Below are 21,014 nucleotides of genomic sequence, written 5' to 3' on the forward strand. Positions count from 1 at the left end.
TTGATCCCGGTGTAGTCCATCACCACGAAGTAGGTGTCGGGGATCGCGTTGTGCTCGCTGTCGTAGGCCTGGAACACGCGCACGGTATAGCCGCGCTCGATACTCGCATCCTCCGCCGGCGGCGTTCCGCCACCATGCGGGTTGAGCGAGGGGTCGGTGGAGAGGTTGGCGACCGAGATGCCGAAGACGTCGTCGCCGGCCCAGCTGTCGGGGATGCGGCCGCGGTCGAAGGTGGCGGTGGCATAGTTGCCGTTGGCGACATGTGGCAGGAACGACTGGCTGTAGAGCGAATCGTGATTCATCAGCGAGGTGCGCTCACCCTTGTCACCCGGTGCATGCAACGCCAGCAGCGCGCCGCTGTAGCCGTGCAACGCCGCGAGCTGGGTCACCTTGGCGCTTTGCACGCCGTCGGCCAGCTGCCAGTAGCGCGACAGCACCTCCTCGTCGTTGACCGCGCGATAGAGATCGAAGTCCTGCAGTACCGACTCGCCGCCGCCGTCGAGGGTGGAGAGACCGTCGATATGGTTGCCGAAGCCGAAGACGCGCCAGATCTCATTGAGATTGGGCTCCCAGCCACCTTCGTCCCGCGCCTGCCAGAAACCGGCCAGTTGAATCTGGGTGGTCGGCGTGTCGGCGTCATTGGAATGAATCGTCAGCGAGCCCTGGAACACACCGTCGTCGGCATTGCTGCTCGGCGGGGTGTAGGCGGCACGGTCGAACAGCACCTCCACCGACAGCGCGGCGCCGGGCGCCAGCACCCGTCCTTCGAGGGCATCGGGATCGCTCAGCCGGAAGGGGCCATCCAGCGTCGCCCCGGTCAATGTCAGATCGCCGCTGCCCTGGTTGGTGACGATCACCGTACCGCTGTCCTTGTACTCCCGGGCCTCCGGTGCCGACCCGCTGGCATGGTTATTCTCGAGATAGTTGAACGCGAGCCGATCGCTGAAGAAGGCGGGGTCGGCGCTGACCGCACTGATCTTGCCGTCGGCGGCCACGCTGAGCGGTACGTCGGGCACCTGCAGCAGGTCGATGTCGGGGCCGTTGGCGTTGGGTGCGGTCACCGCGATGGTGTTGATGCCGGCGGTCAGGGTCACCTGTACAGTCTGATAGACCCAGTCATTCACCGTGGCGCTCTTGGCCGGAAAGTTGACCGCCGGGTAATCGCTGCCATTGACCTCCAGTGCCAGTGGCCGATCGGCCTTGCCGGTGGTCAGCGAGTAGCGGAAGCCGATCTCGTAGACACCGCTGCGCGCGACCTCCACCTGCCAGCTCAGGGTCTGGTCGCCGCTACCGACGAAATCGACATAGCCATCACCGGAGGCGTCGCGGTCGCTGACCGTCGGCGGTACCACCACCGCGCCGCCTTCAAGCGTAGCGCTCTCTGCTTCGTAGAGGGTGTAGCCCGGGGTGGTGTCATGCACCAGCACCTCGAGCTGATCGATGTTGGGGCCGGTGTTGTTGACCGAGCGCAGCGTGACGCTATTGGCACCGGCTAGCAGCGTTGCCGGAATATCCAGCGTCTGCCAGGTGTTCCAGGCCGCATTGCCACTGCCCATCCCGGTCGGCGGCGCGAAGCCGTAGGTGCCCACGCTCTCGCCGTTGACGAAGACCTCCAGCGGGCGCTCGCCGGTGCCACCATTGGCGTAGCGCACCCGCAGCACCGCGGCGCCCGCGTCGCCCGTCGCGACATCGACGTCGAAGGTGATGAAGTCGTTGTTGGTGCTGCCGAAATCGGCATAGCCGCCGACCACACCGTCGCTGTCGTCGGTATTGCCATCCAGGCCATAGGCCCCCGGGCGCACACCGGAGGCGGTACCGACATTGGCCGAGGCCGGTTCGGGGTTGTCACCGTCACGGATCACGATCTGGACGCCGGCGCCGCTGGCGATCGTCGCCAGGGTGTCGTCCTCGGCCTGGATCGTGGCCACGCTATTGAGATCGTCGCCCGGCACCACGACGTCACCGGGGACCGGATCGAGACGAATGATCTGACTCTGGCCATTGGTACGATTGAGCGTCATGAGATAGAGCTGCCCTGTCAGCGGATTCTGGATGATGTCCAGCGGATCGACGAAGCTGATCACCTTGCCGTCGGGATCACGCAGTACGCTGTCGCCGCTGACCTTGCCGTCGGCGTCCAGGGTGATCCAGCGAATGTCGTCACCGCCGGAGTACTCGACGAACAGCAGACTCCCCTTGAGCGTGGCGCCGAAGACCCCGCTGGTGTATTCGATCGCGCCGTTGGGTGAGCGGTTGGTCCCCAGCGAGTAGGCGTCCTCGCCGCGGTAGTTGGGGTCGGGCTGGGTGCCCACCGGATACTCGTCGGTCTCGTTGAGATCCTTGCCGCTGGTCGGATTGCCGCCATTGAGCAGGTACTCGTCGTGCAGTGGATTGGGATGACCGTAGTAGCCACCCTTCTCGATCTGGAACAGGAAGTCGTCTTCGATGCCGACGTTGATCAGCCCCTCGTTGACCGTCGTCGCCGGGTCGTCCGGCGTGCTGCCGCCTGCCGCCGAGCCGTTGGTGGGCAGGTAGAGCGATCCGTTGGAGTGCCACACCAGGTCGTAGGCGTTGCGAATGCCGGTGGCATAGATCTTGAGTACCGCATCGGCGGCGTAGGGGTCGTAGTACTGGATCAGCAGGTTGCCGTCGGCATCCTGCATGCTGGCGGTGCCGTCGGCGGCGAATACCAGATACTGCCCCCCACCCATGTCGATCGGGCCATTCTTCAGATCGCCGTCGCTGTCCGGATAGCGCGTGTTGGAGCCGTCGCTGGGCAGCGGTTCGGTGGAGACGTCGAAGCCCCCCGGCGGTGCCTCGCGGTAGGGGTCGATCTCGAGCACGGCGGCATTGAGCAGGCGTTCGGGCCGATTGCCCCAGGCGCTGTCGTCCTGGCCCATGGCGGTGTTGGCCCCTTGGGAGACATACATCAGATAGGGCGGTACGTCGGGATTGGTAAGCGCGTCGTAGTCCGGGTTGGCGTGGAACACCAGACTGTTGGTGACGTGGTCACCGTTGGAGCGCGGCAGGCCGGTGATGTAGGTCTGGGCGCTACCGCTGAACACGGTATCGTCGTGATCCAGCGTGATCTTGCTCACCCGGCCGCTGAAGTCGGGCACGCCGTTGTCACGTCCGGTCAGCGGAATCGGGTAGTTGTCGGTGACCCAGATCACGTCGGGATCGGTCGGGTCGAAGGTCAGGCCGATGATGCCGCGGGCGCCGGCATCATCCTGGAAGTAGTCCAGCGCCAGGGTCTGCTCGTGGGACAAGGCACCGGTGATCGGATCGATATCGAAGCGTCTGATCTCGCCATTCATGGTCGAGACGTAGAGCTTGCTGTTGTCCGGCGACAGCGTCATCGAAGTGAACTGGTAGGCGTTGTCCTCCGCGCCGTTCAGCTCGACGGTCGAGTTGAAGGCCACTTCGCTGTCCGGTACCTCGGCCTCGGCACCGGTGACGAAGGTGGTGGTGAACTTCTGGAAGTCCCGGGTCGGTGCCGCGGTGTCGGTGTTGCTGCCGCGATCCTGGAAGCCATCGATCACCAGGGTATAGCTGGTGTAGGGGTCGAGCCCGTCCACCGGCGAGATAGTCAGGGAGTCGAAGCCACCGGTGGTGTTGATGTTGAACGCCACCGCCTCCCCGGTGACGGTGTTGAATAGCCGCACCGAGCCATCCTGCAGGCTCTCCAGCAGTGCCCCGCCGCGCCCTTCCACCACCGAGATGCCGATGAAGATATCGGAGGTTGGGTCGATCCCCACCGGCGGGCTGCCGTCGCTCGGCTGCAGGTCGACTTCGACCTGATTCTGACCGACCCCGGCCACCGCGCGCGGATCGGTGAAGTGGGCATAATCGAGTGGCGCTGCGCGATCATCGTCGGGGGTGAGATCGGGCAGCGGCTGGATCTCGAGGTACTGGATCTCGGTATTGGCGCTGTCAGCGCCGATCGAATCCAGCGTCAGGCGGCCATCGGTGACGTGCACCACCTTGGTGATCAGCGTGGAGCGATAGCCCTGGCTGTCATCGGCGGGGTTGGCATCAGCGGGAAAGCCGTCCGGGCGCATCGGCACCAGACGCCCGAAGGCCTCGCCCTCGGCGTTGATCACGTTGACGCTATCGTACTGGCCACCGCTGTCGCCGAGCGAGAGGGTGACTTCGTAGTAGCCATCCTCGAGTGCGATCTCCCAGCCGGCGTGCTGGGCGTAGCCCGGCTTGGCGAAACCGGCATAGGTCGCCTGCAGGCCATCGACGCCGGCCAGCGTGCCGGCGCGATTGCCCAGTGCATCGGGATCCTGGCCGCTGATGCCCATCGGCGTGGTGCCGTTGGCGGTGCCATCGGCGATCGACGCCTCGGTGACCCAGCCGTAGGCGTGTGTCTTGCCGTCGACCTGGAGCGACTGGGCCCCGAAGGCGAGACCGGTGTCGGCCACATAACCCTCGGGCGTGGCCGCGTTCGCCGGCTGGAAGTTGATCTTGATCACCGGGCGCTCGCCCGGCTCGACCACCGCATCGACCACATGGTGCACCTCTAGCTTGTCGATATTGGGGCCACCGGCGCCGATGTTCTCCAACCGAATGGCGTTGTTGCCCGCAGCCAGCGTCACGGCGTAGCGCACCTCGGTCCAGTTCTCCCAGCCGCTCGCGCCATCGCCGGTGGAGCCGAAGGCGACCTTGCCCTGGGATTCACCGGCAACGACACTACCTCATCTCCTGGGTGTCGCTGGCGCCATTGGCGTAGCGCACCACCAGCTCGTAGGTGCCAGCCTGCACCACCGAGACCTGAAAAGTGGCGGCATCACCCGCCTGCTCCCCCATGTCGAGATAGCCGCTACCGCTGTAGTCGCCCCAGAGCCCATCGCTGCCGGCGGCAGGGTCACTCTCCGGATGACTGGCATCGCGTACCACGGTGTCTGCCGGCGAGTTGCCGTCGTCGTGCCCCATCGTTTCACCTTCGATGCTGGCGACCAGGGTCGGCGGCGCGGTCATCTCGCCGGCATAGTCGAAGGCGATCTGATCGATGTTGGGGCCATTGGGGACGCCGCCCTCGGCGGCGCTGGGCAGGCTCAAGGTCAGCGCGTTGGAGCCGGCCGACAGCGGCAGCGTCACTTGCACCTCGCGCCAGCTGGCCCAGCCGCCGGTGGGCGGGAACGACACCAGCATGGCGGCGCCATTGTCCAGGTTGAGCAGCAGCGGGCGGTCGCCACTACCGCCATTGGCGTACCGGATGGTGGCGGTGTAGAGCCCCTCGACGCTGGGCTCGGCGTGGAAAATGACGCTGTCTCCGGGGTTGTGCCCAGATCGACATAGCTATCGCCGATCGCCCCGGCACGGTGACTGCCACCGGCATCGGGATGCGTGGCGTCGACCACGCGGGTCAGGGACGGGTCCTTGCTCGCACCCAGATCATGGATCTCGACCCGGCTGGTATCTTCGGCCTGCAGGGTGAAGCTCGGCGGCATGCCGACCGCCGCCTTCACCAGCGACAGCGCCAGGCTGTCGACATTGGGCCCCTCCGCCAGCAGATTCTCTCCATGCGTATGCGATGGCTACCGGCCTCCAGCGCCAGTGTCAGCGTCGCATGATTCCAGGTCTCCCAGCCGGCGCTGCCGTTGCCGGTACCGGTGAAGCCGAGCACGCCCTGAGCCTCGCCGTCCACCTGACCGCCATCGGCCGGGAGGTGGTGGCGCTGCCGCTGGCTGCATAGCGCACGTCGAGTTGATAGGTGCCAGCGCTCTCTACCGTCACATCGAAGTAGGCGGCATCCCCCACCTGGCTTCCCATGTCGAGGTAGCCACTGCCGCTGTGGCCGTTCCACAGCCCGTCACTACCCGCCGTCGGGCTGCTCTCGCGGTGATCCGCGTCGCGCACCCCGGTATCCGCCAACGAGCTGCCGTCATCGGCGATCAGCGAGGTCCCCTGCAGCGTATAGACATCGCTGGACCAGCCCTCGTGATTGACGATCTCCAGCGCCTGGGTCTGAGCGCTGCCCAGAATCGTGGTACCGGCACCATTCACCGCCTCGATCTTGAGCAGCGCGCCTCCGCGCCCGGTGTTCTCATCCAGCGCCACGCGAAAGGGCGTGATGAAGGTGCTGTGCTGCTGCTGGCTGCCACCAGCATCATCGAGCGTGACCACGACCCCTCTGACCTGACTGGCGCTGAAATCGGCGCCGTCGAGCGGCGTCACCTGCAAGCGATAGCCGTCACCGATCAGGTCGCGCGTCAGCGCATCGCCGGGCGTTAATGTCCTGACGAGGGTTCCGGTTTGAGCATCGACAATGGCAAGCGAGAACATGGATGGCGCCCCTACGCAAAGGGTGAATGGTTACGGTGCGGCGCCTGGATCACGCGCGCACAGTCCCGGGAAACGATGGAGAAGACCCACCAATCCGGCGAGTGGGTATATTGAAGGCGCCCCACTATCGCGCCGTGGGGCGGCTGACACCACGGCTCGAGTGCGGGACTAAAGTCTGACTCGACGGAAACTAACCTGTCGCTGAAGCCTGCGAAAGTTGAAACTTCTCCCACTCTCGAGGTGAGTTTCAGGAAATGATTGAAGGCGATGGAATGATGACTCTCGGCGCCAAATCCAAGGTCATTGATTTATCGACACTCGCGGTCAAAAACCGCATTAACATTTCGTTACCAATGCCGAAATAACGAAGTCACTCGTGAACGCAGCCTGATAAACATCAGACTATGAAACAGCGCCAAAGCCCCGAAAATCGGCGCCCGCAGCGCGGTTGTTCTCGGCAGACAGGTATCAGGCGGCCACACGAACCTTCCATCACGCGCTTCAAAAAGCATTGATTATCATGATAAAAAAACCGTTCACGACAACATCGATACCATCCCTACCGGACAAAGTTCACCGCGGCTTTGGGCTTGCAAATATCTTCACAATCTCCGCATTCTGACGCCGACCAAGCGCCCTTCCCAAGCGCCCCTCGCCACTTCACTGGGCCATCACGTGAATCGATCCCCTTCAAAGACAGTCATGCATCAAGCGTTGCTCGCTTGCCGCAAGTCGTTTCTTTACGTGCTGTTCTTCAGTTTGTTCATCAACCTGCTGATGCTGGTTCCCTCCATTTACATGCTGCAGGTCTATGATCGGGTCATCACCACACGCAGCCCCGAGACGCTGACGATGCTGACCTTGGTCGTGCTCTACCTGTTCGCGATCATGGGCGGCCTGGAGGTAGTGCGCTCGCGCATTCTGGTGCGGGTCGGTAATCGCTTCGATCGTGCGCTGAGCGAGCCGCTCTATCAGGCCTCTTTCCAGCGCGCCCTGGCGAGCGCCGGCAAGCCCTCGGCACAAGCCTTCGGCGATCTCGCCACGCTGCGCCAGTTCATCGCCGGCCATGCCCTGTTCGCCTTCTTCGATGCCCCCTGGATACCGCTCTATATCGGCTTGCTGACACTCTTCCACCCCTGGTTCGGTGCCTTCGCCACAGCCGCAGGCATCATCCTGATGGGCCTGGCGTGGATCAACGAGAAGAGCACCCAGGGGCTGCTCAGCGAGGCCAACCGCGCCCACGCGCAAGCTCAGGAGATGGCGGCGAGCAATCTGCGCAATGCCGAAGTGATCCAGGCCATGGGCATGCTGCCCAACCTCCACCGCCGCTGGCAGCAATGTCAGCAGGCCTATCTGCTGCACCAGTCACACGCCAGCGACCGCGCCGGGGTGCTGAGCAATCTCTCCAAGACCCTGCGGGTGACCTTCCAGTCGCTGGTGCTCGGGCTGGGTGCGCTGCTGGTCATCGAAGGCAGCCTGACCGGCGGCATGATGATCGCCGGCTCGATTCTGATGGGCCGGGCGCTGGCGCCGATCGATCAGATGATCGCTGGCTGGAAGGGGTTCATCCAGGCGCGCGCCGCCCATGCCCGGGTCGACGCGCTGCTGGCGAAGCTCCCCACCGAGAACGAGCGTATGCCGCTGCCGGCGCCCACCGGCGACGTGGCGCTGAGCGCCGTGAGCGCCGCCCCGCCGGGGGCGCAGGCGGCCACGCTGCACGAGATCGCCTTGCACTGCGTACCGGGTGAACACATCGCCATCGTCGGCCCCAGCGCCGCCGGCAAGTCGACCCTGGCACGCGTGTTGCTGGGCGTCTGGCCGGTGCAGCACGGTGAGGTGCGCCTGGGCGGCAGCGACATCGCCCAGTGGCCGCGGGAACGCCTCGGCCCCCACCTTGGATATCTGCCGCAGGATGTCGAGCTGTTCGACGGCAGCATCGGCGACAACATCGCCCGCTTCGGCCAGCTCGATCCCGCCGAAGTGCTCAAGGCGGCCCACAAGGCGGGGGTCCACGACATGATCCTGCACCAGGCGCAGGGCTACGACACCCTCATCCAGGGTAGCGGCGGCGGCGTGCTCTCCGGCGGCCAGCGCCAGCGCCTCGGGCTGGCGCGGGCACTCTACGGCTCGCCCTGCCTGGTGGTTCTCGACGAGCCGGACGCGCACCTCGACACCCTCGGCGAGCGCGCCCTGATCGCCTGCCTCGCGCAGCTCAAGCGCGAGGGCACGACGCTGTTCGTGGTCACCCATACTCCGGCCATTCTCGATCACGTCGACCGCGTCATTCAGCTGGAGGCCGGACGCATCGTGCGAATCGACGCCCACACCCGATCCGATACCCCCACCGCCAGCAGCGGGGTACAGGCGCTGCGCCTGCGCGCCCGCGGCCGTGTCGGCGACGCCGTGGCCACGGCGCGCCCCCCACAGGAGTCCTCGCCCTCATGAGTTCCGTCACCACACCGCTGTCACTCGGCCCCGGCGCCTCGTCGGGCGGCGCCCCGACCGGCGACCGCACCACCTGCCGCGCCGGTCTCGGTCTGCTGGCGATCGCCCTGGGCGGTTTCGTGCTGTGGGCGACCAGCGCCGATCTGGCGGTCGCGGTGGTCGCCCCCGGTACCGTCACGGTCGAGGGCGCGACCAAGAAGATCCAGCACTTCGAGGGTGGCATCGTCAAACGCATCCTGGTCAGCGATGGCGATCCCGTGAAGGCCGGTCAGCCCCTGATCGTGCTCGACGACACCCAGCCGCTCTCCAAGCTGGCGATCGCCCAGTCCGAGTACCGTATCGCGCTGGCCAGCGAAATCCGCCTCAACGCCGAACAGGCCGACCGTGACACGCTCGAGTTTCCCGCCGGCCTGCTGGAAGATCCGTCGCCTCGGGTGCAGGCGGTGATCGACGTCCAGCGCCGACTGTTCGAGGTGCGCCGCAAATCCCAGGCCGACGCGCTCGCAGCACTCGACGAAAAAGCGCGCCAGATGAACCAGCAGATCGCCGGTCTGGAGTCACTGCAGCGTATCAACCGCTCGCGCATCGCCTCGCTCAGCGGCGAAGCCGGCGACTACCGTACGCTGTTCAGCGAGGGGCTGGGAGACAACCAGCATCTGCGCGAACTGGAGCGCCAAGTGCTGCAGTATCGCGGCGAGAATGCTCAGCACGCCGCCGAGGTGGCACAGCTGCGCTCGCAGATCAGCGAGAACGGCCTGCAGCAGGAGATTCAGCGTCAGGAGTATCACCAGAAGGTGGGCGAGGAGCTGAAAACGGTACAGGCGCAGGTGACCGATGCCCAGGAACGCATTACCGCCCTCGGCGACCAGGTGACCCGGACCACCATCGCGTCCCCGGTCGCCGGCACCGTGGTCGGTTCGCAGATCCATACCCAGGGCGCGGTGATCCGCTCGGGGGATACGCTGATGGAGATCGTCCCCGCCGACGAGGCTTTCGTGGTCGAGGCGCGCATCCCCGACCGCGACATCGACAACGTGCACGCCGGCCAGCCCGCCGAGATCCGCTTCAGCGCTTTCAACCAGCGTCTGACCCAGGTGGTACCCGGAGAGGTCGCACATGTCTCCGCGGATACCTTCGAGGATGAGGCCACCCGGGCCCACTACTACAAGGCGCGTATCCGGGTCACCAGCGCGGGCCAGGCCCAGATCAACGCTTCGATGCAGCTGCTCGCGGGCATGCCCGCAGAGGTGATGCTTCAGACTGGTGAACGCACCTTCGCCAGCTATCTGCTGAAGCCGTTCGACGACATGCTCGCCCGCGCGCTGCGAGAAGAGTGATGCGTCGCGACTCATCCGTGTCTCTCTCGATTCTGCCCCGCTGGCGTCTGGCCCTGGGGTCTCTGCCACGCCTGGCCCTGGGCCTTGTCCTGAGTAGCAGTGTGCTCAGCCCGACCCGCCAGCGCTACCGCCACTGCCGGCACTGGTGGGTCTGGCCCTCGACAACGACAGCGGCCTGCGCAGCCGGCGCCTCGACAGCCGCGCGGTGGCGCAGGAGGTGGCGATGGCGCGCGCGCGCGTCTACGCCCGCAGGTCAGCGCCAATGCCGCCTACCGCCTGAGCGATGCCGACAATATCTATACCCGCAACCCGACGACTACCCCGATGCCGACTACGCCAAGCGGGTCTCCGGACGTACCCGCGACAGTAGCTGGGGCCTGCGCCTGAGCCAGCCGCTGTTCGATCTCGAGCGCTGGCGTCAGGTCGACAAGGCCGGTACCCAGGTGGATGCCGCAACGCTCGAGGTGGCGGTGGCCGAACGCGATCTCGCACTGAGGGTCATCGACAGTTATCTGGACGCCTATCAGGCCTCACGCAAGGTCGGCCTGCTGATCGCCCAGCGCGAGGCGCTGGTACTGCAGCAGCGCCAAGCCCAGCGCGCCTACGAGCTGGGCGTGGGCGATCGCATCAATCTGCTCGAATCGCAGTCGCGGCTGGATCAGGCGATCGCCGATCAGACCGCCGCCGAGAGCGACATGGCCAATGCGGTCAGCGATCTCGAACGTCTCAGCGGTGCCACGCTCGACTTTGCCCCGGCACTGATCGAACCGCCGCAGACCCTGACCCTGGACCCCGAGCCCCGCCCGCTGAACGACCTGCTGGCGCTGACCGATGGCAATCCACAGGTCGAACTGGCCGCGCGCCGTCAGCGGGTCGCCCAGGCGGATACCGACCTGCGCCACGCCGCACGCTATCCCAAGGTCGACCTGGTGCTCGATTACAACGATCTCGACAGCGACGACCCGCTGCGCACCAGCCGCGACCTGAGCGCCGGGGTCGAAGTCGATCTGCCGCTCTATCAGGGCGGCTATACCACCGCCAGCATCCGCCAGGCCGAGCTCAGCGCCCTGGCCGGCGCCGCCGCGCTCGACGACGAACAGCGCCTGGCCCAGCAGGAGGTGCGCAAGCGTCTGCGGCATGCAGGCGGATCAGCGCCAGCTCCAGGCGCTACAGCACTCCACCGAATCGGCGAGTCTGTTCCTGGCCGCGGCTCAGCGCGGTGAGGCACTAGGTCTACGCGATCTGGTCGATGTGCTGGATGCACGCTCTTCGCTCTACGATCTGCGTATTCGCTACGTCGAGTCAGTGTGTGCCTATCTGCGCGATCGTGCCCATCTCGATGCCGCCATCGGCGGCCTCGACTCGGCATCGGTCACCGCGCTGTTCACCGTGCTCGGACGTCTCGAGCGCCACGATCGAGCGCTACCACCGCTCGGCTAGCGGCGCGACCGGCGTCTGCTACCTTGGCTGTAAGCACTCGCGCCGCTGACGGCGTGACGACTCACTCTGGCTCGATCGAGGAAGATACCCATGACGACGCTACCGCTCTGGTGCCTGTTGATCACCGCCCTGCTCCCTTTCTGGCTGGCCTTCTGGGGTAGCACCGAACGACGGCGCGCGCCTGGCGGGCTCGACAATCATCATCCGCGCCAGCAGTACGCCACCCTGAAAGGCAAGGGCGCACGCCTGTGGGCCGCTCAACAGAACGCCTGGGAGGCGTTGGCGCTGTTCACCGCGGCGGTGGTCGCCTACGCCTATGCCGGCGGCGGAGGCTGGCTGGGCAGCGCCGCCTGCGTGGTGTTCGTGCTCGCACGGGTCGCCCATGGCGTGTGCTATGCACTGGACCTGGCGACGCTGCGCTCGACGGTATTCATTGTCGCCTTTCTCGCGGTGCTGTGCCTGTTCGCCCTGGCGCTCCTGTGAGCGCTGCGGCCAGGGCGCGACACGCCTGGGCCCGGTTCAAGTTTTAGCCCATGGCGTCGATAAGCTTCAGGTTAAGGACGAGTGATCCTTGCCAGAGATCGAGACCCATACCCCATGCCCATCGACGACGACGCCCCCCTCGGCCGGACTTCCGGCCAGGCGCTGCCAGCCATGCAGAAGGTCGACCTTCGCACGGCCCCGGCGTCGAACGGTCATGAGGCGCCACGTGGCCGGCCGCTGGATGCGCTGACGATACTTGGCCTGGTTCCCTGGCACTGGTCACTCCCGGACGCCTTCTGTCGACTGTTCTCGTCGGGCGTGGCACATGACGCGGCGCCGCCCCAGCTGAACTTTCGCGAGCTGCTGCGCCCGATGACACCCGCACAGCGCCAGCGCCTGGTGCATCAATGGCGACGTCTGATCTGCGGCCTCGACGACCGCTTCGACCTCACCCTGCAGCCCGATCGCCATCGACCCGAGCTGCGCTGGCGAATCCGCGGCGCAGTCACCCTGCGCACCGCGGAGGGCTACCCGTTGGCTGCCGCCGGCATGCGTGAAGTGGTGGCCGAGGACAACGTCTGCGATATCGGCAGTCGCGTGCGCGCCCATGCGTTCGTCGCCTCCCGCGACCCGATGCTGGTGGTCGGCGAACAGTGGCAGATTCTCGAGGCCAACGACGCCTTTCGCGAACTCGGCAGCCTACCGCTCAGCGAGATTCTGGGCCATCCGCTCAGCCGTTATGTCAGCGCCAACGCGCTATCCGGGCCGCCAGCCACGGCGGTCAGTCGTGAGCGCAGTCACCACCACGAGGGGGTATTCGACGCCGGCAGCGGCGATACCATCCCCGTCGAGCTGACGCTGAGCGACTTCACCCTCGGCGACAGCCAACAGGTGCACTACATCGCCGTACTGCGCGACATCTCGGCCCGCAAGCGCTCGGAGCGCGAGCTGGAGCACCTGGCGAGCATCGACACTCTGACCCAGTTGCCCAACCGCGCCACCCTGCAGTACGCACTGAATCGGCAGTTGCGCCAGATCTCGCCGATCCATGCCCTGGCGGTGCTGTTCATCGACCTCGACGGCTTCAAGTACATCAATGACTCGCTCGGCCATCAGGCCGGCGACACCCTGCTACGGATCATGGTCAAGCGCCTGCGCGCCACGCTTCGCAGTCGCGACCTGATTGCGCGCTGGGGTGGTGATGAGTTCGTGGTGGTGATCGACGTGGGCAGCGATCGCCAGCTGGCACCGCGGATCACCCGGCGTCTGCTGGAAGTCCTGGCCCAACCGATGGTGATCGGCGGTCATCAGATCAGCGTCACCGCCAGCATCGGCATCGTCCACGCGCCATTCGACGGCAAGGACAGCGAAACCCTGCTCAAGCACGCCGACGTTGCCATGTACGCGGCCAAGGACAAGGGCAAGAACGCCTTCGCGATCTATCACGACCAGCTCAAGCATCACGATCTGGAAAAGATGTCGATGCTCTCGCTGCTGCGCGATGCAATTGCCCAGGAGACGCTCGACTTCCTGGTCCAGCCCAAGTTCGATCAGCACAGCCGGATCGTCGGCGCCGAGCTGCTGGCCCGCTGGCATACCGAGAGTCATGGTCAGGTACCGCCGAGCACCTTCGTACCTCTGGCCGAGCACAATGGCATGGCCAGCGCCCTCGGCACTCTGGCGATCGAGCACGCAGCGCGCGGTGCTGCTCGGCTGGCGGCCAGCGGCCACGCCATTCCGGTAGCGGTCAACATCTCGGCGCTGCACGTGATGGACGAGGCGCTGCCGGAGACCCTGCGCAGCGCTTGCCGCCGCCATGCCATCCCCACCGAACTGATCGAGCTGGAAGTGACCGAGTCGGTCTTTCTGGAGAATACCCGAGCCCCCGAGGCACGCATCGAGGAGCTGCGCAGACAAGGCTTCCGCGTGGCCATGGATGACTTCGGTGCCGGCTACTCGTCGCTGGGCTATCTCAAGCGCCTGCCGTTCGACACCATCAAGATCGACCGCAGTTTCCTCAGCGATCTGGAGGCCGACCCGCGTTCGCGCCACCTGCTCGAGGGTATCGTGGGGCTGTGCGACCTGCTCGGCATGGAGACCATCGCCGAGGGGGTCGAAACGCAGGCCCAGTGGCAGTTGCTGCAGGCGCTGGGCATCAAGCAGTACCAGGGTTTCTTCCTGGGCCGGCCGATGCCCATGGAAGCCCTGCTCGAATGCCTCGGCGCCTGCGCCGACGGCACTGGCCGCGCCCCCAAGGGCGGGCTAAGGTAGAGCTCCACCCGCTGCCCGAGAGCGCGCTATGTCGTTGACGCTGAGTCTGGTCGCTCCAGCCTCGTTCACCGCCCCCGAACTTCTAGACCAGGCAGCCGAAGCGCTGGCAGAGCTGGGTATCCACGTACGTTTTCCGCCGCAGTTACAGGCGCGCTGCCGCTATCTGGCCGGGGACGTGGCTCACCGCCTGGCGGTGCTGCAGGCCGCCTACGTCGACCCCGATACCGACGCGGTGTGGGCCGTGCGCGGCGGCTACGGCTGCGCCCATCTGGCCACCGAGATCGACTGGTCGCGCCTGCCGCCCAAACCTTTGATCGGCTACTCCGATCTCAGCGTGTTGCTGAGCCAGTGCCAGCGCCACGGCTTGCCGGCGATCCATGGCCCGGTGATGAAAGAGGGGCTCAAGCTGGTGGCCGAAGACCCGACGGTACGCGCTGCCAGCCGCCGTGACCTGGAGGCTCTCAAGGGCCTGCTGCAGGGCGAAGCGCCCCCCAGCGTCGCGCTGAGCGCGATTACCGCAGCACCCGACCACCGCAGCAGCGGCCCGCTGGTGGGAGGGAATCTGGCGGTACTGGCGAGCGTGGCCGGCACGCCGCTGGCGTTTCGTGCTCCGCCGGGCGCCATCGTGATCCTCGAGGATGTCGGCGAACCCTACTACCGGCTCGAGCGCGATCTATGGCAGCTGGTCCAATCCGGCGCACTCGACACGGCGGGCGCGGTCTGCCTGGGTACCTTCGAAGGCTGCGAGCCTTACGCCGATCTGCGCCTGGAGACGCTGTTCGAAACCTGGCTCACGCCGCGCGGCATTCCCCTATTCGGCGGCCTGCCCATCGGCCATGGCCGCGACAACCTGCCCTGGCGCTATGGCGCGCCGGCGAGCATCGTCGACTCACGCCTGCACTTCTCGGCCTGAGAGAATGTTTACAAAATGCCTACGCTCGGCGATACGGCGTTGAAATCGACCTCACTGAACGAAGTTCAGAACGTCCGAAGGACGGCCCGAAGGGCGAGCGGAGCGAGTAAAGTACTCATTTACACCACGTAAACTGGAACGCCAGCCCGGTCCTCTTTTCGGCCGATTTCGCCTTGCCTCGCCTTCGCTCGTCGAATTTGTAAACACCCTCTGAACGCCGTGCACAAAAACACACGGCGCCACCCGAAGGATGGCGCCGTGTGCCGGTGACGCAGTGACCAAAGGTCTCAGTCAGTCACGCTTATAGGTTCCGACCAGCCGGCTCATGCCCAGAATGTGTGGCTCCAGCGCGTCGAGCAGTTCGCGCTGCGTCAGGCCTTCCGGCAGCTCGGTCAGGGTATCCAGCGCCAGTACCCAGAAATAGTACTGGTGCACCCCGTGGCCTTCCGGCGGCATGGGCCCGCCGTAACCCACGGCACCGCCATCGTTGACACCGGCCGTGCCTTCTCGGGTGTCTTCCGAAAGCGACGTCACGTCCGCCGGGAGGTTATAGAGCAGCCAGTGCACGTAGCCGTAGCTGCCATCCTTGACCAGCGGCGCATCCGGGTCATGGCAGATCACCGCGAACCCCTGGGTATCCGCAGGGGCGTCCCGCCAGCTCAGGGCAGGAGAGAGATCCTCGCCTTCAGCCGAGTGGCGCTTGGGAATGGGCGCGTTCGGCGCGAAGGCAGTACTTTCGACGTGCATGCTCGACGGTGCAAAAGGCATAGGGTTGCTCTCCTGAAAAGCGATGGACGGTGACGCCAACGCGTCTGCTCGTCTATCAGAGGTGGTGGCGCCAGCGTGAGATTCAACCCGGCATGGACGCACGTAGCCAGTGTCGCACCACCCCGTCACGTATGACGCCGGCAGCTCGTGTCCGCGAGCTGCCGGCGTCGGGTGCCGCAGCGAGAAACGCGACGGCGGATTCGAACACTATGCGATCAGAGCCGTTCGAACACCGTCGCCACGCCCTGTCCCATGCCGATACACATGGTCGCCAGCCCCAGCTTGGTATCCTTCTGGCGCATCACGTTGAGCAGCGTGGTGCAGATGCGCGCGCCGGAGCAGCCCAGCGGGTGGCCCAGGGCGATGGCGCCGCCGTTGAGGTTGACCGCCTCGTCGAGGCGATCGAGCAGGCCGAGATCCTTGAGTACCGGGATCGACTGTGCGGCGAAGGCTTCGTTGAGCTCGACCGTCTGGATATCGGCGATCTTGAGCCCGGCGGCCTTGAGCGCCTTCTGCGATGCCGGCACCGGGCCATAGCCCATGATCGAGGCATCGCAACCGGCCACCCCGGTAGAGACGACCTTGGCCAGCGGCTTGAGTCCCAGCGACTTGGCGCGTTCGTAGCTCATCACCATCAGTGCCGAGGCGCCCACCGACAGCGCCGATGAAGTCGCCGCGGTGACGGTACCGTTCTTGGGATCGAACACCGGCTTGAGCGAGGCCATCTGCTCGAGGCTGGCATCCTCGCGCACCACCTCGTCATGCTTGACCAGCATGCGGAACCCTTGCTGATCGTGCCCCTCGATCGGCACGATCTCGTTGTCGAACCAGCCCTGCCGGTTGGCCTCACTGGCGCGCCGGTGCGAGCGCAGGCCGAACTCGTCCTGCTGCTCGCGGGTGACACCGTGCATCTTGCCCAGCAGCTCGGCGGTCAGGCCCATCATCATCGCCGCCTTGGCGGCATGCTTGCTCGCCCCCGGGTTGACGTCGACCCCGTGGGTCATGGGTACATGCTCCATGTGCTCGACGCCGCCGATCAAGTAGCAGTCGCCCATGTCGGCGCGAATGTTGGCCACCGCGATGTGCAGCGCGCTCATCGACGAGCCGCACAGCCGGTTGACCGTCTGCGCCGGCACCGAGCGCGGAATGCCGGTGAGAATCGCCGCATTGCGGGCGATGTTCATCGACTGCTCCAGGGTCTGGTTGACGCAGCCCCAGATCACGTCATCGACCCCTGCCGGATCGAGCCCGGCGTTACGTGTGAACAGCGCCTGCATCACCGCCGCGGAGAGATTCTCCGCGCGCACGTTGCGAAAGGCGCCATGCTTGGCCTTGGCCATGGGAGAGCGAACGGCATCGACCACCACGGCATCTCTTGCATGCAAACTCATAACGTTGACTCCGGTTGGTGGTGAAATCAGGCGTCGCCGCCGGCCTCGGCGTAGAAGCGCTCGCCCCGGCTGGCCATCTCGCGCAGCCGCTCTGTGGGCGCGTAGAGCGCGCCGAGCTCCGCCGCCAGCCGCTCGGCCAGGGCGACGAACTCGGCGCAGCCCATGGCATCGATATAGCGCAGGGCACCACCGCGGAACGGCGGGAAACCGATGCCATAGATCAGTGCCATGTCGGCCTCGGCGGGAGAGCCCACGATGCCCTCTTCGAGACAGCGCACGGTCTCCAGACACAGCGGCACCATCATGCGCGCGATGATCTCGTCATCGTCGAGCTCGCGTGTCTCGCGCTCGACCTCGGCTACCAGCCGGTGGGCCTCGTCGTCGTGAAGCTTCTTGGGCTTGCCCTTCTTGTCCTCTTCGTAACGGTAGAAGCCCTGACCGTTCTTCTGCCCCAGGCGCTGGTTGTCGAGCATCACCTGAATCGCCGACTTGCCATCCTGTCCCATGCGCTCGGGGAAACCTTCGGCCATCACTTCGCTGGCGTGAACCGCGGTATCGATGCCGACCACGTCGAGCAGATAGGCCGGCCCCATCGGCCAACCGAAACGCTCCATGATCTTGTCAGTGCGCTCGAAGTCGATACCCAGCTCGACCAGACGGCTGAAGCCGCCGAAATAGGGGAATAGCACCCGGTTGACCAGGAAACCGGGGCAATCGTTGACCACGATCGGGGTCTTGCCCATCTTGCGCGCGTAGGCGACCGTCGCCGCCACCGCCGCATCCGAGGTGTGCTCGCCGCGGATCACTTCGACCAGCGGCATGCGGTGCACCGGGTTGAAGAAGTGCATGCCACAGAAGTTCTGCGGCCGCGACAGGTTGGCCGCCAGGCGGTCGATCGAGATGGTCGAGGTGTTGGAAGCGAGGATGGTCTCCTCGCCCACCGCCGCCTCGACCTCCTTGAGTACCGCGCCCTTAATCTTGGGATTCTCGACCACCGCCTCGACCACCAGATCGACCTCACCGAAGTCGCCGTAGGAGAGCGTCGGGCGGATATTGCTCAGCACCTCGGCCAGGCGCGTCTGGCTCAGCTTGCCGCGCTCGAGCTGCTTGGTCAGCAGTTTGCGCGCCTCTTTCAGCCCCAGCTCCAGCGCCTCTGACTTGATGTCCTTCATCAGGATCGGCGTGCCCTTGTAGGCACTCTGGTAAGCGATGCCGCCGCCCATGATGCCGGCACCCAGCACCGCGGTCTGGGCTACCGTCCTGGCGTCGCGCTCGTACTGCTTGGCGCGCTTCTTGACCAGTTGATCGTTGAGGAACAGCCCCACCAGGTTGTAGCAGACGTCGGTCTTGGCCAGCTTGGCGAAAGCGTTGGCCTCGATCTGCTGGGCCCGTTCGCGCTCCTCGCCGGCGCCCTTCTGGATCACGCGGATCGCCTCTACCGGCGCCGGATAGTGGGGGCCGGCCTTGCCGGCGACATAGCCCTTGGCGGTCTCGAAGGCCATCATCTGCTCGACCGCATTGAGCTGGAGCGGGCCCTTCTTCTCGGCGCGCCGCGCCTGATAGTCGAGATCGCCGGCGCGGGCCTTGGCGAGCACGTCACGCGCGGCGTCCAGCAATTGATCGCCGGATACCACGGCGTCCACCGCGCCCACCTTGAACGCAGTGGCGGCGTCGTTCTGGCTGCCGCCGGCGATCCACTCCACCGCGTTGTCGGCGCCGACCAAGCGCGGCAGACGCACGCAGCCCCCCCAGCCGGGCACGATCCCCAGCTTGGTCTCGGGCAGGCCGATCTGGGCACTCTCCGCCATGACGCGGAAGTCGGTGGTCAGGCAGAGCTCGCAGCCGCCGCCGAGGGCCAGGCCATTGATCGCGGTGACCGTGGGGAAACCAAGATCCTCGATGCGATTGAACAGCGCATGGATCTGCATGTTCATGTCGACCAGGAAGGCTTCGTCCTTGGCGAACATGGCGTGGAACTCGGTAATGTCGGCACCGACCACGAAGACCTCCTTGGCGCTGGCGATCACCAGCCCCGCGACGTCGCTTTCGCGCTCCAGCGCCGTCACCGCTTCCTGCAGCTCTCCGATCACCTGGGAGGAGAGCTTGTTGATCGATTCCGCCTTGAGATCGAGCGTGAGGACGACGACGTTGTCTGCCTCCCGCGCCATCCGAATGGCATCGCCTTGATAGAGCATGGGATTCTCCGTGCCATGGCTGCGAAACCACCTCCGGGATCAGCCCCGAAAGCGAATCATACGAGCGTTTGAATAGCACCAGCTTGAGCTGCGCCGGTGGTAGCGTCAAGCTCAACCAAAGTCGTGACCAGCGCGCGTACCTGTTGGGAGCCGCTCCCGGTGCGCGCCGGTCGAGCACCACGACACGCCCGTCGCTGTGCCGTGTGTCGCCACCTCATGGCACAATATCGCGGCCGCGACGGGGGCTCGACAGGCCGTGGCAAGACGCTATGCGGGAGTGGCGTCTCTCAGCGTAGGCCAAGTGATTCGGCGCGCCCCGCAAGACATGCACAACGAGGACGTTTTCATCGTGATCGACAAGGAAGTCGCGCTCCCCACCAGGCTCGCCTGGCTGGAACCGCTCATTGCCCGGCTGCAGCGCTATCTGTGGCTGTGGCCGCCCATCGCTTTCGTTCTGGGCCTGCTGGGGTTCTTCCTGGTCAATCGCCAGCAGTGGCTGGGCGCGGTATTGGCGATCGGCCTGCTGCTGACCTGGCTGTTGCTGATCGTCGAGAGCGTGGCCAGCCGCTGGCTTTCGCGGCGCGGCAGGAAGACCGGTCTGCCCCGCGCGGTGACCACCTTCATCACCCAAGTGGTGCACCAGGAGACGCTCTTCTTCTGTCTGCCCTTCTTCCTGGCGACCACCATTTGGGCCAGCGGCCAGGCGCTGTTCACCGGGCTGCTGGTGGGCTGCGCACTGCTGGCGATTCTCGATCCGCTCTACTTCGGCCTCTCCCAGCGCCACCGCTGGCTCTACTTTCTGCTCCACTCGCTGTGCGTGTTCGTGGTCATGCTGGTGACACTACCGATCATGTTCAGCCTGACCACCGGCGAAAGCCTGGTGCTGGCGATCGCCGCCATGACCTTCTTCAGCCTGCCCAGCCTGATCGGCCTGCTGCGCCCCGCCGGCGTGGTGCGTTGGCTGGCGATGTTCGGCCTGCTGATCCTGCTCGGCGGCATCGCCTGGGGCGGACGCGCCTGGATCCCGCCGGCGACGCTTTGGCTGTCGGGCAGCGCACTCTCGCCGGGGTTCGACACCGCTGCGCGCACGCCGCGTGGCGAGATGGTGCTGACGCCAGAGAACCTGCGCACCCGCGGCCTCTACGCCTACACCGCGATTCGCGCCCCGCGCGGCCTGCGCGAGAAGATCTATCATGTCTGGCGCCACGACGGCCGGGTGGTGGAGCGTATCGCCCTGATCATCCACGGCGGTCGCGACCAGGGCTACCGCGCCTGGACCCACAAGCAGAACTTCAGTGGCGATGTCAGCGGGCGCTGGCAGATCGACGTCACCACCGCGGTCGGTCAGCGTATCGGGACCCTGCGTTTCACGGTGGCCGACGACGCCGACGCCACCCACGCCGACGGGCGTATCCATCGGCCCCCGGGCATCCCCGGCTGGAACATTCGGCATCTGCTCGGCAGCCGCGGCGAGTGACCG

At 65.8% G+C, this 21,014-nt stretch carries 13 protein-coding genes and 1 pseudogene; 8 read left to right on the forward strand and 6 right to left on the reverse strand.

The features are described from left to right. Positions 1 to 1,067: 1,067 nt before the first annotated feature. The 3 genes and pseudogenes from CN538_RS25695 to CN538_RS18795 form a co-directional block, all read right to left on the reverse strand. Positions 1,068 to 4,307: pseudogene (locus tag CN538_RS25695) on the reverse strand (CBM35 domain-containing protein); the annotation flags it as partial. Positions 4,308 to 4,695: 388 nt separating this feature from the next. Then, the gene (locus tag CN538_RS18785; protein WP_106420413.1) at positions 4,696 to 5,268 is read right to left on the reverse strand and encodes a carbohydrate-binding protein; all 573 of its coding nucleotides are present in this window, start codon (positions 5,266 to 5,268) and stop codon (positions 4,696 to 4,698) included. A 297-nt stretch (positions 5,269 to 5,565) separates the two neighbouring features. Beyond that, positions 5,566 to 6,291 carry a carbohydrate-binding protein gene (locus CN538_RS18795; protein WP_106420415.1) on the reverse strand — a complete coding sequence of 242 codons (726 nt, stop codon included), beginning with the start codon at positions 6,289 to 6,291 and terminating at the stop codon, positions 5,566 to 5,568. A gap of 702 nt (positions 6,292 to 6,993) precedes the next feature. On the opposite strand from CN538_RS18795, the gene CN538_RS18800 reads away from it, so the two are divergent. The 7 genes from CN538_RS18800 (at position 6,994) to CN538_RS18830 (ending at position 15,180) form a co-directional block, all read left to right on the forward strand. Then, the gene (locus CN538_RS18800; RefSeq protein WP_106420416.1) at positions 6,994 to 8,736 is read left to right on the forward strand and encodes a type I secretion system permease/ATPase; all 1,743 of its coding nucleotides are present in this window, start codon (positions 6,994 to 6,996) and stop codon (positions 8,734 to 8,736) included. Further along, on the forward strand, positions 8,733 to 10,073 hold the full coding sequence (locus CN538_RS18805) for an HlyD family type I secretion periplasmic adaptor subunit (RefSeq protein ID WP_106420417.1): 1,341 nt from the start codon (positions 8,733 to 8,735) through the stop codon (positions 10,071 to 10,073). Before CN538_RS18800 ends, CN538_RS18805 begins: the two co-directional genes overlap by 4 nt. A gap of 17 nt (positions 10,074 to 10,090) precedes the next feature. Further along, positions 10,091 to 11,296 carry a TolC family protein gene (locus CN538_RS18810; RefSeq protein ID WP_164999668.1) on the forward strand — a complete coding sequence of 402 codons (1,206 nt, stop codon included), beginning with the start codon at positions 10,091 to 10,093 and terminating at the stop codon, positions 11,294 to 11,296. Further along, on the forward strand, positions 11,211 to 11,513 hold the full coding sequence (locus CN538_RS24690) for a TolC family protein (protein ID WP_106420419.1): 303 nt from the start codon (positions 11,211 to 11,213) through the stop codon (positions 11,511 to 11,513). Before CN538_RS18810 ends, CN538_RS24690 begins: the two co-directional genes overlap by 86 nt. Before the next feature lie 90 nt (positions 11,514 to 11,603). Then, on the forward strand, positions 11,604 to 11,996 hold the full coding sequence (locus CN538_RS18820; RefSeq protein WP_106420420.1) for an MAPEG family protein: 393 nt from the start codon (positions 11,604 to 11,606) through the stop codon (positions 11,994 to 11,996). A 114-nt stretch (positions 11,997 to 12,110) separates the two neighbouring features. Next, positions 12,111 to 14,267, forward strand: coding sequence for a putative bifunctional diguanylate cyclase/phosphodiesterase (locus tag CN538_RS18825; RefSeq protein ID WP_106420421.1), 2,157 nt, complete (start codon positions 12,111 to 12,113; stop codon positions 14,265 to 14,267). Between the two features lie 28 nt (positions 14,268 to 14,295). After that, a complete protein-coding gene (locus tag CN538_RS18830) occupies positions 14,296 to 15,180 on the forward strand; it encodes a S66 peptidase family protein (RefSeq protein WP_106420422.1) in 885 nt (294 codons plus the stop codon). Between the two features lie 291 nt (positions 15,181 to 15,471). Here CN538_RS18830 and CN538_RS18835 read toward each other — a convergent pair whose 3' ends face one another. The 3 genes from CN538_RS18835 to fadB all read right to left on the reverse strand — a co-directional run bounded on the left by CN538_RS18835 (position 15,472) and on the right by fadB (position 19,534). Beyond that, positions 15,472 to 15,948, reverse strand: coding sequence for a YbhB/YbcL family Raf kinase inhibitor-like protein (locus tag CN538_RS18835; protein ID WP_106420423.1), 477 nt, complete (start codon positions 15,946 to 15,948; stop codon positions 15,472 to 15,474). Positions 15,949 to 16,163: 215 nt separating this feature from the next. Then, positions 16,164 to 17,339, reverse strand: coding sequence for an acetyl-CoA C-acyltransferase FadA (gene fadA, locus CN538_RS18840; protein ID WP_106420424.1), 1,176 nt, complete (start codon positions 17,337 to 17,339; stop codon positions 16,164 to 16,166). A gap of 26 nt (positions 17,340 to 17,365) precedes the next feature. After that, positions 17,366 to 19,534, reverse strand: coding sequence for a fatty acid oxidation complex subunit alpha FadB (gene fadB / locus CN538_RS18845; RefSeq protein WP_106420425.1), 2,169 nt, complete (start codon positions 19,532 to 19,534; stop codon positions 17,366 to 17,368). A gap of 349 nt (positions 19,535 to 19,883) precedes the next feature. Here fadB and CN538_RS18850 point away from each other — a divergent pair, with 349 nt between their 5' ends. Further along, complete coding sequence (locus CN538_RS18850) at positions 19,884 to 21,011, forward strand: DUF5924 family protein (protein ID WP_242495395.1); 1,128 nt, start codon at positions 19,884 to 19,886, stop codon at positions 21,009 to 21,011. The last annotated feature ends 3 nt before the right edge of the window (positions 21,012 to 21,014 follow it).

It is taken from the genome of Salinicola tamaricis, assembly GCF_003006155.1.
Taxonomy (GTDB): domain Bacteria; phylum Pseudomonadota; class Gammaproteobacteria; order Pseudomonadales; family Halomonadaceae; genus Salinicola; species Salinicola tamaricis.

Bases quoted from the DNA above. Each gene is read 5' to 3' on its own strand.
- CN538_RS18830 (WP_106420422.1), top strand. From the start codon at position 14,296: ATGTCGTTGACGCTGAGTCTGGTCGCTCCAGCCTCGTTCACCGCCCCC.
- CN538_RS18820 (WP_106420420.1), top strand. From the start codon at position 11,604: ATGACGACGCTACCGCTCTGGTGCCTGTTGATCACCGCCCTGCTCCCT.
- CN538_RS18800 (WP_106420416.1), top strand. From the start codon at position 6,994: ATGCATCAAGCGTTGCTCGCTTGCCGCAAGTCGTTTCTTTACGTGCTG.
- CN538_RS18795 (WP_106420415.1), bottom strand. From the start codon at position 6,291: ATGTTCTCGCTTGCCATTGTCGATGCTCAAACCGGAACCCTCGTCAGG.
- CN538_RS24690 (WP_106420419.1), top strand. From the start codon at position 11,211: ATGCAGGCGGATCAGCGCCAGCTCCAGGCGCTACAGCACTCCACCGAA.
- fadB (WP_106420425.1), bottom strand. From the start codon at position 19,534: ATGCTCTATCAAGGCGATGCCATTCGGATGGCGCGGGAGGCAGACAAC.
- CN538_RS18825 (WP_106420421.1), top strand. From the start codon at position 12,111: ATGCCCATCGACGACGACGCCCCCCTCGGCCGGACTTCCGGCCAGGCG.
- CN538_RS18805 (WP_106420417.1), top strand. From the start codon at position 8,733: ATGAGTTCCGTCACCACACCGCTGTCACTCGGCCCCGGCGCCTCGTCG.
- fadA (WP_106420424.1), bottom strand. From the start codon at position 17,339: ATGAGTTTGCATGCAAGAGATGCCGTGGTGGTCGATGCCGTTCGCTCT.
- CN538_RS18835 (WP_106420423.1), bottom strand. From the start codon at position 15,948: ATGCCTTTTGCACCGTCGAGCATGCACGTCGAAAGTACTGCCTTCGCG.